The organism is Streptosporangium sp. NBC_01469, from assembly GCF_036227305.1.
In the GTDB taxonomy this organism is placed as follows: domain Bacteria; phylum Actinomycetota; class Actinomycetes; order Streptosporangiales; family Streptosporangiaceae; genus Streptosporangium.
Genome location: NZ_CP109465.1, coordinates 4,363,481 through 4,375,890, shown reverse-complemented (window position 1 = coordinate 4,375,890; position 12,410 = coordinate 4,363,481). Strand labels below are relative to the sequence as shown.

8 protein-coding genes are annotated in these 12,410 nt (G+C 71.6%); 5 read left to right on the top strand and 3 right to left on the bottom strand.

What is annotated here, in order from left to right; genetic code table 11:
* The first annotated feature begins 761 nt into the window (after window positions 1–761).
* The 5 genes from OG587_RS19560 (at window position 762) to OG587_RS19540 (ending at window position 9,385) form a co-directional block, all read left to right on the top strand.
* Window positions 762–1,025 (top strand): SAV_915 family protein, encoded by a 264-nt coding sequence (locus tag OG587_RS19560; protein WP_329092298.1) that lies wholly within the window; start codon window positions 762–764, stop codon window positions 1,023–1,025.
* A 168-nt stretch (window positions 1,026–1,193) separates the two neighbouring features.
* Window positions 1,194–2,744, top strand: coding sequence for a TIGR02677 family protein (locus OG587_RS19555; protein ID WP_329092297.1), 1,551 nt, complete (start codon window positions 1,194–1,196; stop codon window positions 2,742–2,744).
* Complete coding sequence (locus OG587_RS19550; RefSeq protein WP_329092295.1) at window positions 2,741–3,907, top strand: TIGR02678 family protein; 1,167 nt, start codon at window positions 2,741–2,743, stop codon at window positions 3,905–3,907. The genes OG587_RS19555 and OG587_RS19550 overlap by 4 nt, the downstream gene beginning before the upstream one ends.
* A complete protein-coding gene (locus OG587_RS19545) occupies window positions 3,904–7,983 on the top strand; it encodes a TIGR02680 family protein (RefSeq protein WP_329092293.1) in 4,080 nt (1,359 codons plus the stop codon). Before OG587_RS19550 ends, OG587_RS19545 begins: the two co-directional genes overlap by 4 nt.
* Before the next feature lie 160 nt (window positions 7,984–8,143).
* Window positions 8,144–9,385 carry a TIGR02679 family protein gene (locus OG587_RS19540; protein WP_329092291.1) on the top strand — a complete coding sequence of 414 codons (1,242 nt, stop codon included), beginning with the start codon at window positions 8,144–8,146 and terminating at the stop codon, window positions 9,383–9,385.
* 18 nt (window positions 9,386–9,403) lie between these two features.
* On the opposite strand, the gene OG587_RS19535 is transcribed toward OG587_RS19540, so the two are convergent.
* The 3 genes from OG587_RS19535 to OG587_RS19525 all read right to left on the bottom strand — a co-directional run bounded on the left by OG587_RS19535 (window position 9,404) and on the right by OG587_RS19525 (window position 11,984).
* Window positions 9,404–10,582 (bottom strand): hypothetical protein, encoded by a 1,179-nt coding sequence (locus OG587_RS19535; protein WP_329092289.1) that lies wholly within the window; start codon window positions 10,580–10,582, stop codon window positions 9,404–9,406.
* 2 nt (window positions 10,583–10,584) lie between these two features.
* Window positions 10,585–10,896 carry a hypothetical protein gene (locus tag OG587_RS19530; protein ID WP_329092287.1) on the bottom strand — a complete coding sequence of 104 codons (312 nt, stop codon included), beginning with the start codon at window positions 10,894–10,896 and terminating at the stop codon, window positions 10,585–10,587.
* A gap of 221 nt (window positions 10,897–11,117) precedes the next feature.
* Window positions 11,118–11,984, bottom strand: a complete 867-nt coding sequence (locus OG587_RS19525) for a class II glutamine amidotransferase (protein ID WP_329092285.1) — start codon at window positions 11,982–11,984, stop codon at window positions 11,118–11,120.
* Between the last annotated feature and the right edge of the window lie 426 nt (window positions 11,985–12,410).

Below are 12,410 nucleotides of genomic sequence, written 5' to 3'. Positions count from 1 at the left end.
CGGAGTCGTCACCATCCAGAACAGAAATGAGAGACCTCCTCAACCAGAGAAACGCGAATTACGCCGATAAGCGTAAATCGTCGGTCGAACTAATCCGCCGGCCGAGCAAAACACTAGCAGCGGGCGCCGACACAGTCGATGACCCCGAATATTGGTTTCTCACCAGACAAGGTCAACATTTCCACGGATATCAGTGTTGACGCCCACTCTTTCACCATAAAGCCATTCCCGAGCAAAGGACACCAAAAATCAATACCCCTTTCCCGCTTTCGGGTTTTCCGGCTCACGGGCATTCCGGCCACGAAACCGGCCGTCCCGCGAATGCGGAATCAACGACTATTGGCACCACTACTCGCAAAATGAGCATTTTTGCTGGTAAGTCGGTCAGGCCGATGGGTGTCAACGGCGGCGGAGTCCAGCGCGACAGCCGAGTCCGGACCAGAGCACAACCGGCGAACCAGGTCCTTCACCGGAGAGACCGTGGAGAACTCCCAGATTCCACCCCGTCACGGTCCGGTACGCGCCCCATCCGGCCGGGCCACCCGGCTCGACAGGACGGCCGGCAGGCCGGTGAGCTCCCCTCCCTCGCGGTCCCCGACCGGAGGCGACGACCTCCCGCGGACCCCGGACAGCGGTGCGCGGAGCGTCAACATGGCGTCAGCGCTCCCGCCATCCCCGTCTGATTCCCGTAGAGATCGCACCGAAAAGCACCAACGAGGAGATAACGTCACTTTCGTACGAGTTCTCATCAGGAGGAAGTAATGTCGGAAGTCCCGTTATACGTGCCGGTCCGTGAAGGCGCCTTCAGCATGTCGCTGCGCCTGTTCAGGACCGATTCGGGCAGGAGGACGGCAGCCGCCTTCTCGTCGCCGATGCGCCTGACCAGGGTGCTCGGTGCCGGCCAGCGCTGGATCCGGCTCACCGAGCCCGCGCTCCGGCGCATGATCGAAGATCTGGACGTCACCGGCATCGTGATCGACCCCGCCGGGACGACGGCTCACCACAAGTCCCCCCAGGCCGCGTGATGTGCGTTCTCACGCAGGACCTGGAACGCTGGACGGCCTCCGCGACGGGAAGCGTACGGGAACATCGGCAGGCCAGATCTGGCGACGCGTTCGCGGCCGACCGACAAAAAATCACCGAGATCGATCGTGCCCGCGCATCAGGCCACATTCATCAGGCAAAATGACACGGTGATTGACCTGTCCCAGGCGACTCACCGCGACTCCCACCCCTTCGCCCACCTCAGCGCGCCGAACGCGGAGCTCTACCGCCGGGTGCTGCGTACGTTCGCCCAGGCGAAAGAACGCTTCATCGTGCATCTGCGCCCCGAGGACGTCGCGGCCGAGCTGGGACGGGACAGCGACGACCAGCTCGCGCAGGCGCTGGAGAAGCTGACCGAATGGGGAAATCTGCGCGCCGACGCCGACACCGGCAGGGTGACCTCCGTCGAGGACTTCCACCGCAAGCGGTTCCTGTTCCAGCTCACCGCGGCCGGGCAGGCGGCCGAGCAGGCCATCGCCTTCTACGAGGAGGCGATCGGCCGGCGGGGTACGCTCCAGTCGGTGGCCCTGGGCGACATCGCCGAGCAGCTCGGATCCCTGTCCGCGCTGGCGGGCCAGGCCGATCCCGATCCCGCCAAGACACATCTGCTGCTCCTTTCCCTGGCCGAGCGGTTCGCCTCCCTCGCCGACAACGCCCAGGCGTTCATGGCGTCGCTGCGCCGCGCGATCGACTTCTCCGACGGCGACGTCGAAGGGTTCATCGCCTACAAGGAGCGGCTGATCGACTACATCAACCGCTTCATCGCCGACCTCGCGAACTCCGGCGCCCGCATCGCCGCGCTCCTCACCGAGCTGGAGTCGGGTGATCACGAGAAGCTGCTGCGACTGGCCGCGCGGCGGGAGGCCGCCGACGCCGTGCCGGAGGGAGCGGACGCGGCCGACGCGTACGCCAGGGCCGAGGCGGCAGCGCTCGGCTCGTGGCAGAACCGCTGGCGCGGCCTGAAGGACTGGTTCGTCTCCCGCGACGCCGGCCGCCCCTCGCAGGCCCGGCTGCTGAGGCAGGCGGCCGTGACGGCGATCAAACAGCTCATCGACGCGGTCGGCCTGATCAACGAGCGCCGCTCGGGCCGCTCCGACCGCTCGGCCGACTTCCGTACGCTGGCCCGCTGGTTCGCCGAGGCCCCCGACGAGGCGGCGGCGCACCGGTTGTGGCGGGCGGCCTTCGGTCTGTCGCCCGCGCGGCACCTCACCGTCACCGCCGAGACCGTGAGCGCCTGGCAGAAGGAGGAGCCGACCCCCAACACGCCGTGGAATGTCGCCCCGCCGGTCCGGATCTCCCCGCAACTGCGCAGAACCGGCTCCTACGAACGGCGCGGAAAGCCGAACCGGGTGCAGGACCGCTCCGAGGCCCGCGCCTTCCTGCTGGAACAGATGGAGCGCGAGGCCGCGGAGACGGCCAGGGCCCGCGCCGTGCTTCACACCGGCGGACCGGCCCTCCTGTCGGAGCTGGACGTCCTCGATCCGCGGGCGTTCCGGCTCTTCCTCGCACTGCTCGGCGACGCCCTGGCCGCCCGCCTGCCCGGCGACACCGAGGTGAAGACCGTGACCGGCGACGGTTCGATGGAGGTGCGTCTCTCGCTCGTCCCGGACGGGGGCAGTGTCGAGATCCGCACCGAGGACGGGGTGCTCACCGGTCCCGAACACCTCATCGAGATCATCGATCTGATGGCGGCCTCGTGATCCGCGACGAGGAGGTGGCGCAGCGACGGGCCGCGCTGCGCGCCCTGCTGTCCAAGCCGCTGCTCACCGCCGAGACCGACGCCGACAGGCTCGTGCTCGTCCGCCGCCACCTGACCGAGCTGCGCGACTGGCTGAGCCGGGAGACCGGCTGGCGGCTGCTGGCCGACGCGGAGACGGCCCGCCTGTTCAAGACCGCTCCGTCCCTCTCCGACGCCACCCATCCGGCTCGCGGGCGGGCCGGTGAGCCCTTCGGCCGCCGCCGCTACGTCGTGCTCTGCCTGGCCCTCGCCGTCCTGGAAAGGGCGGACGCGCAGACCACGCTCGGCCGGCTCGCGGAGGAGGTGCTCAACGCCGCCGCCGAACCGGGGCTCGGCTTCGCGTTCACCCTGGACAGCCGGGCGGAGAGGGCCGATCTGGTGGCCGTCGTGCGCATGCTGCTCGGCTGGGGCGTGCTGCGCAGGGTCTCCGGCGACGAGGACGCCTACCTGTCGGCCACCGGCGACGTCCTGTACGACGTGCGCAGGCCCGTGCTCGCCACCCTCCTCACCGGGACGCGCGGCCCCTCCACGGTCGGCGCCACCGCCTTCGAGGAAAGGCTGGCCGAGCTGACCGCCGAGCCCGTCGCCGACACCGACGACCTGCGCAACCAGGCGATGCGCAGAAGGCTCACCCGCAGGCTCCTGGAAGACCCGGTCGTCTACTACGACGACCTCGACGAGGCCGAGCGCACCTACCTCGTCTCCCAGCGCCAGGCGATCACCCGCAGGATCGAGGAGGCGACAGGTCTCCTGCCCGAGATCCGTGCCGAGGGCATCTCGATGGTAGACCCCGACGACGAGCTGACCGACGTACGCATGCCCGAGCAGCGAACCGACGGCCACGTGACGCTGCTGGTGGCCGAGCACCTGGCCGCCCGCGGTGAGGCGAGCACGGACGAGCTGCACGCCTTCGTACGCCAGGCCGCCGCCGCCCACTCCGCCTTCTGGCGCAAGGGCGTGACCGAGCCCGGCGCCGAGGAGGAGCTGCTGGCCGACGCACTGGACAGGCTGGCGGCACTCCGGCTGATCGAGATCCGCCCCGGTCACGTGCGCGGGCTTCCGGCGATCGCCCGCTACGCCCTCGACGAACCGACCATCCGCGAACCAGGAAAGGCCCGGCGGTGACGCACCCCATCCCGACCTCCGAGCGTTGGAAGCCCCTGCGGGCCGGACTCGTCGACATGTTCCACTACGACGTCGAGGAGTTCCGCTTCCACGATGGGCGGCTGCTGCTGCGCGGCAACAACGGTACGGGAAAGTCGAAAGTCCTCGCCCTGACCATGCCGTTCCTTCTCGACGGGGAGCTCGCGCCGCACCGCGTGGAGCCCGACGGCGACCGCCAGAAGCGGATGGAGTGGAACCTGCTCCTGGGCGGCAGGCACCCGCACCCCGAGCGGCTCGGCTACACGTGGATGGAGTTCGGCCGGCGCGCCGCCGACGGCACCACCGAGTTCCGCACCGTCGGCTGCGGGTTGAAGGCGGTGAAGGACCGCGGCATCGTCAGGCACTGGTTCTTCGTCACCCCGCAGCGGATCGGCGCCGGGCTGGACCTCGTCTCCCCCACCGGCGTCTCGCTCACCAGGGAGAAGCTGCGCGAGGCCGTCGACGGACACGGTCTGGTCTACGATCGGGCCTCCGACTACCGCAGGGCCGTGGACGAGGCGCTGTTCGGCCTCGGCGAGCACCGCTACGAGGCCCTGGTCAACCTTCTCATCCAGCTCCGCCAGCCGCAGCTGTCCAAGAAACCGGACGAGAGGCTGCTCTCCCGCGCCCTCACCGAAGCGTTGCCTCCGCTGAGCCCCTCCCTGATCGGCACGGTGGCCGAGGCGTTCCGCGGGCTCGACGAGGAGCGCGACGCGCTGAAGGCCCTGGAGGAAGCCCGCAGGGCCGCCACCGACTTCCTCGGCCATTACCGCAGGTACGCCGGAATCGCCGCGAAGCGCAAGGCCGCGGTGCCCCGCACGGCCCAGAGCCGCTACGAACACCTCGGCCGCGATCTCAACGAGGCCGAGAGCCGCCACACCAAAGCCCAGGCGGACCTGGAGGCGGCGCGAAAGTGGATGGCCGAGCTGGCGGCGACGCGGACGCTCCTGGAGGCCCGCAGGGAAACCCTTGAGACAAGTCCCGAGATGCGCGACGCCAAGCAGCTTGAGCGGGTCGGCGAGGAGGCCGGGCGGCAGGCGGAGCACGCCCGTACCCGAGAGAAGGACAGGGACGCTCTGGCCACGGAGGCGCGGCGACGCCGGGTCCGGGCGGACGCCGCCGAGGCCAGGGCCGCCCAGGCGGCCCGCGAGCTGTCCGCCGCGCGGGACTCGGCCGCGTCGGGCGCCCGCGCGGCCCTGTGCGAGCCGGCACATCTCGACATCGTGGCCCGGTGGGAGGAGGATCCGGCCGGTGCCCGCCGTGCCGCCGAGACGCTGGCCGACCGGCGGTCCGAGGCGGTGACCGAGCTCGACCGCCTGTCCGAGGCCGTCGCCCGTGCCCAGGCCCGGCTCGACGCCGCCCGCGCCGAGGCGGACCGGCTGACCGGCGAGCTCCAGGCCGCCGCCGAGCGCGTCTCCGCCGCCGAGCGGGCCACCGATGGGCAGGCCGGCGAGCTGGTCGGCGCCTATGTCGGCTATCTCGCCGGGATGGTCGAGCTGCGGTTCGACGACCCGGACGCGGTGCTCGCCATCCTGGAATCCTGGACCACCGCCGCCGAGGGCCCCAACCCGGCCGCGGCCGCGGTCGACGACGCCGCCAGGACGGCCACCACCGAGCTGGCCCGTGAGCAGGCGGACCACGACGCCGAGTTGCGTGCGCGGCGGCAGGCCGCGTCGGACCTGACAGAGGAGATCACCCGGCTGGAGGCGGGCGGTCACGACGCGCCGCCCGTCCCGCACACCCGGGCACCGAACTCCCGCGCGGACCGGCCGGGCGCGCCGTTCTGGAGAGCGGTCGACTTCACCGACGCGATCCCGGCCGACCATCGGGCCGGGCTGGAGGCGGCGCTGGAGGCGGCCGGGATCCTCGACGCCTGGATGACCCCATCGGGCACGCTCGTGGCGGAGGACGACACCGTCCTGCTCACGGGCGCGGCCATCGCGGGTCCTTCCTGCCGCGCGGTGCTCCGCCCGGCGGTCGACCGCGCCGACCCCCGGGCGGCCGCGCTGCCGGACACCGCCGTCCACGCGGTGCTCGGCGCCATCGGGCTCGGCCCCGGTACGGTCACCTGGGTCGCGGCGGACGGCCGCTGGGCCAATGGCGTGCTTGCCGGGTCCTGGCACAAGAAGAGCGCCGAGTTCATCGGCGAAGGCGCGCGGGAAACGGCCAGACGCGCCCGTCTCGCCCTGCTGCGGGAAGAGCTGGACCGGGTGCGTGAGCGGATGGAGGAACTCCGGCGGCAGCTGGCGGCGCTCGCCGTACGGCAGCGGACCCTCGCCGAGGAGCACCGCGCGCTACCGCCGGACGCGCCGCTGCGCGAGGCGCACGTCAAGCTGGCCACCGAGCACGAGCGGCGGCGCGAGCTGAACGGCGCGCACCATGCGGCGCGCGACACGATGACCGCACGACGGGCGGAGACGGACACGGCCAGGTCGCTGGCGGCCGAGTTCGCCGAGGACGTCGGTCTGCCCACGGAGGCCGAGGAACTCGCGGCGGTCAGGCGCGGAGTGGCCGGCTACCGTCTCGCCCTGGCCGGGCTATGGCCGGCCGCCGAGGCGACGCTCGCGGCGCGCGAGGCCGCGGCGGAGACGGCAGAGGAGCTCTCCCTCACTCTCGAACGGCACGGGGAGGCCGTCCAGCGGGCGGCGGAGGCGCGGGAGGGTGCCGAGGCCGCGGCGGAGAGATACCGGGTTCTGGTGGAGACCGCCGGAGCCGCCGTCGAGGAGCTCTACCGCCGCCTTGAGGAGGTGCGACGGGCCCTGCGGGAACGGGACGTCGCCGAACGCGCCACCAGGGAGGCCGAGCAGGCCGCCCTGAGCGAGCGGGGTAAGGCCGAGGGCAGGCGCGACACCCTGCGCGACGAGATCGAGCAGGCCGGGCTGGTACGCGACGCGGCGGTCGCCGAGTTCCGCGCGTTCGCCGCCACCGGACTGCTGCGCGTCGCCGTACCCTCGCTGGAGGTCGCCGATCCCGGCGTGGAGTGGCCGGCGACCCCCGCGGTCCTCCTCGCCCGCGCGGTCAACGCCGAGCTCGACGGCGTCGACGACGGCGACGGGCCGTGGGACAGGATCCAGAGACGGGTCACCGAGGAGCACAAACTGCTCTCCGACGCCATGTCCAGACACGGGCACTCGGTGGGCCTGACCCTCCAGGACGGAATCATGGTCGTCGACGTACTGTTCCACGGTCACACCAGGGACATCCCCGGTCTGGCGGAGGCACTGTCGGAGGAGACCGCACACCGGGCGCAGCTGCTGTCGGCCAAGGAACGGGAGATTCTGGAGAACCACCTCCTCAACGAGGTGGCCGGCACCCTGCACGAGCTGATCGCCACGGCCGAGGCCGAGGTGCGGGAGATGAACGCCGAGCTGGAGTCCCGCCCGACCTCCACCGGCATGCGGTTGCGCCTTGTCTGGAACACCGCCAGGAGCGCCCCCGACGGGCTCGGCCGGATCCGCGAGAAGCTCCGCCAGACCGTGGATGCCTGGTCGGCCGAGGACCGCACCACGGTGGGCGCCTTCCTGCAGGAGCAGATCGCCCGGGAGTACGCCGGCAACCCGGCCGCCGGGCGGACCGAGCAGCTGACCAGGGCCCTGGACTACCGGACCTGGCACGAGTTCGCGATCCAGCGCCTGCAGGACGGCCAGTGGCGCGGCGCCACGGGGCCGGCCTCGGGTGGCGAGCGGGTGCTCGCCGCGTCCATGCCACTGTTCGCCGCGGCGTCGGCCCACTACAAGTCGGCGGGCAACCCGCACGCTCCCCGGCTGGTGGCGCTCGACGAGGCGTTCGCGGGCGTGGACGACGACTCGCGCGCCAAGTGCCTGGGACTGCTGGCGACGTTCGACATGGACGTGGTGATGACCAGCGAACGGGAGTGGGGCTGTTACCCGCAGGTGCCGGGACTGGCGATCTGCCAGCTGTCCAGGCGCGACGGCATCGACGCCGTCCTGGTCACCACCTGGCGGTGGGACGGCCGCGAACGCCGCCAGATGGAGCGGCCCGCTCCACGCCCCGCCGCGATCGTCCCCGAGCAGGAGCCAGAGGGGCTGTTCACATGACCGGCGGGCCGCGCGAACAGCCGATCGTCCGCGTGACCGGTGGAGCGTTCGCGCAGGCGGCGGGCCGCGTGAGCGACGGACCGTTCGCGCGAGCGGCGGGCCACGTGACCGATGGAGCGTTCACGCGAGCGGCGGGTCGCGTGAGCGACGGACCGTTCGCATGAACGACGCGCCGGAGCGGCTGGAGCGATTGCTCGGCACGCGGGAGACCGCGTGGCTGGTCGAACGGGCCCGCCGCCGCCTCGAACAGGGCAGACCGCTGACCGGTACGGTCACCCTGGGCAGGGCCTCGTCTGAGCAACGCCGCGCGGTCGAACTGCTCCTGGGGCGTCGCGCGGGTACCGGCACCTCACTGTCGGTCTCCCTCGACGAGGTTGACCGCGTCCTGCGCTCCAGCGGCGCCTGCCGCGACGGCCTGGCCGCCGCGGTCGTCCTGCTGCACGGCCCCGTCCGCGACCTCACGCGAGAGAACGCCGAGCGGGAAACGGCCTGGCGCGGCGCCTGCGCGGGACTCGACGCCGTCGTGGCCGGTCGCCCGGAGCTGCACGGCTGGCGCTCGTGGCTGGACACCACCGGCCAGCTGCGGCGGAGCGCCCCTGACCCCGGCGAGGCCCGCGTCCTGCTGGACAGGCTGGCCGAGGTGCTGCGCCGCCTGCCGCACCCGGGGACTCCCCTCGGCCGTCTGGCGGCGGAAAGCTGCGACGACGCGCACGCTCTCGACGAGGGCCGGCCGCTGGCCACGCTGGCGATCTCAGCCGCCCGTGCCCTGGCCGGACTGCCCTACGCCGGTGAGGGCACGGCCGACGCTCGCAGGAAGGCATGGGCCGCTGTCGGGGTCCACCTCGACGACCTCTCGTCAACCGTCGTCTGCCTGGGGTTGCCCGGAGACGACCGCACCCCGACCGGGCGCGTGCTCGCGGTCGCCCGCGAAGCGGGCGAGCCATGCGTACTCACCCTGCGCCAGCTACGCCGCCACGAGACGCCCATCGCCGGGGGTCTGGTACGGATGTGCGAGAACCCGATCGTGATCGCCGCCGCGGCGGACGCGCTCGGGCCGCTCTGCCCAGGTCTGGTCTGCGTCAACGGCAGACCCTCCGCGGCCGTCTGGCGCCTGCTCGACCTGCTCGCCGCCGGAGGCACCTCCTTCGCCTACCACGGCGACTTCGACTGGGGCGGCGTCGGCATCGCCGCGGCCGTCCACGGGCGAGTCGGATGGCGGCCGTGGCGCTACGACGCCGCCTCCTACGAGGCCGCCGCCTCCCGGGCTCCCCTGGCCGGACGCCCCCATCCGACCCCCTGGGATCCCGCGCTGTCGATCGCGATGGCACGGCGGGCGGTACGGGTGGAGGAGGAGCTGGTGTTGAGCGACCTGCTCGCCGACCTGGCCTCCGACCAGCGGTGACGACATGGCCGGGACCGCTCAGACGGGGAGCGGACGGTCGAGCCCGGCACGGTCGAAACGCTCGATGAGACTGGGCTTGCGCAGATGCTCCTGCCGCAGGAGCGCGAAGCGCCGCGCGAAGTCGCCGAGCCGGTCGGCGCGCTCGGCCACGGCCCGCAGGTCCTTCAGGAGCTCGACGGCCGCGTCGTACTCAACTGCCTTCCTGGCGCCGATCATCGCGTTGACGCGCAGCCAGGCCCCGTCCTCGTCTCTGCCCAGCTTGTCCAACTTCTTCTCCCTGGCCAGGGCCCGCTCCCGTTCGCGGCGGGCTTCCTCCGCCGCGTGCCTGGCCGTTTCCTCGCGTTCGCGTTCCTGGCGGCGCTCCGCCGCGGCGTCCAGCAGCTCGGCCACGCTACGCCGGGGAAGGCCACCGGTGTCGCCCCCGGGTTCGCCACGAAACCGGCGCAGCAGCTCCATCCGAACCTGCGCCCCCTGGTCCCGGACGACCCGCAGCAGCAGCTCGTCCTTCTCGGTCTCGGTCAGCTTCGCGATCCCCTTGGCCAGCCTCCGCGGATCGTCCCGCACGACGACAGGCGCCGGGCTCGCCTCGGCCGCGACCGCGAGCAGGTCGGCGTCAAGGCGGAGGAAGTCGGCGAGGGCCCGCTGCCCCGCGCTCAGCGATCCCAGCCCCGCCGGCACCGGGGGTTCGAGCTCGTCCTCGTCGGCGTAGTCGAAGGCGTCCTCGTCGTGTTCCCACCGGCCGAAGGCCGACAGCCAGGCGAGATAGAGGGGGCGCAGGTCACCGGCGCCGAGTTCGGCACGGACACCGACGATGGCCGACAGGGAGTCCTCGGCGTCCTCGTCCCATTCTCCCGACTCGTCTTCGCTGGTCAGGTCGAGAATGAGATGCTTGCCAGAAACCCACGCCGACATCTCGTCCCCGACGCAGTACTGCTCGGCGACGTTCATGTCGAGGAGCGCCCGCGGCAGCCGGAGCATCACCCGGTGAGTACCCCAGTTGGTCAGGTACAGATGGGCGTCGTAGTAGCGCTCCATCATCCGGCGCGGATCGCCGCTGAAGTCGCCCCAGTGGTACTCGTTGGTGAAGCTGGTTGCGGTGATCCGGGCCCGGGTGGACAGCGCACGGACCTCGGCCTGCTGACGGGCGTCCAGGGGGCGGTCCACCGCCAGGAACTCGTAGTACTGATATTCGCTCATCGTCAGGGCGCCCAGTGCCGGTAGGCGTCGATCCACTCCGAGCCCTCAGGTGGCGGAGTCGGCAGTGGGAGGTCGAGGATGCCGATCGCCTGCCGGTGCTCCTCTCGGCCGCAGATCGCGACGATACCGCTCCCCGCGAGCAGATCGATCTTCTTGACCGTGACCTCGACACCCAGCACGATCGTCTGGAACGGCGTCGCCAGGTGCTCGTCGAGCATGACGTGAAAGCCCGAAAGCTGCTCGTATTCGTCGTAGGCGTCGACGGTGGCCTCCTCGACCAGCGCGTCCAGCTCCGCCTCACTCAGCTCTGCCACAACGCCAAGCCTAGGGCTTCTCACGCTGCGACCGCCTCCGGACGGACAAGCTCCCGCTTCCGCCCGCGTATCTCGTACGTTCAGGTCCGCACCTGCTCTCATACATCCAGGCATTCAGGTCTGCGCCTGCGCGACCAACGCACCGGAATCGGCCCCGGTCACACCGCCACGCTGAGACTTCACGGTCGGTACGTCCGGTCCGGACATCGCGGGACGTGATGTCAGACGGCCTGCGAGGCGGCGGCCTCGGGGCGCAGGTCGGCGAGGCTCAGCCGGTGCGCGGGCTCGTCGGGCAGGACGATCCGGCGGGTGGGGCTGAGGCCCGGTCCGAGGTGGAGCAGCTCGCCGGGCTCCATCAGGCACCAGTCGGGATGGTCGTCCATGCGTTCGCTGGCGACCACGAGGGCGGGGACATCGGCCAGGTCGCGGGAGCGGACGCGGATGCGACCGTCGGTGCCGCTCTGGTCGAGGTGCCGGCCACCGTGGCACCCGCCGGCGGCCCGCCGGAGCACATACAGCCCGTGGGTGTCGGGGTAGCGCAGCGCCCACAGATCCTGCGGGGTGGTGAGGACCAGGTTGAGGGCGTAGACGGGCAGGTTCTCGGCGACCCAGCGGGCGGCGGCCTCGATACCGGCGGCGACGTCGCCGCCGCGCGCCCTGGTCTCACGGGTGATCAGCGCGAAGAAACGCTCGGAGTCGGTCTCTCCCTCGACCAGTTCCCGATACTCGCCCAGCTCCGCGTCGAGGTCGTCCAACCCCTCGATCACCCCGTTGTGGGCGAAGAGCCGCCCGTCCTGCAGGAAGGGATGCGTGTTGCGTTCCTCCAGGCCACCGGTGGAGGCGAAACGCACGTGGGCCACGAAGGTGGCGGACTCCGCCTCCTTGGCCTCCTCGGCGAAACACCGGTCCTGGTAGGCGGCGACGGGGGCCTTGTGCACCTTCGGGGTGCCGTCGGTGTCGAAGTACCCCAGACCGATCCCGTCGGGATAATGGCGGCTCTGCTCGCTGACGCTGTCCGGCGCGTCCAGGAGCCAGAAGGTGGCACACGTACGCCGAGGCGCGCTGCTCAAGCCGAACAGACGGCACATTCCAACATCCCCTTCTCCCTCGTCCTCCGCCCACACCGGTCCTCCCCCGACCGGCGCGGACGTCTCCGGGCGCCACCGTCAGCCGTCAGACATGACCGTGGTGCCGAGGAATCTTGCTCTCGGTGTCGTGCGCGAAGCCTCCGGCGTCATCGGCGGTGCGGTGCGCCCCGCCCCCAGCCGACCCCGCGCGGGTCCTCCGTCAACAGATCGGCCAGGTCGTGACCGAAACCGTTGCGGACGACGACGCGCTTTCCGCTCCCGGTGTGACCGGGCCGCCCCCAGAGGCGTCGTCCGTGTCCTTTCCGAGCTGATCAAGCACCGTGAGCTGGAGTTTTCCCCTGGACGGGGTACCCCGCCACCGCCGCTCGACACCCTCGCCGAAGATCGGGAGTCAGAGCGTGAGGACGTTGAGGGGCCTCTCCTCGA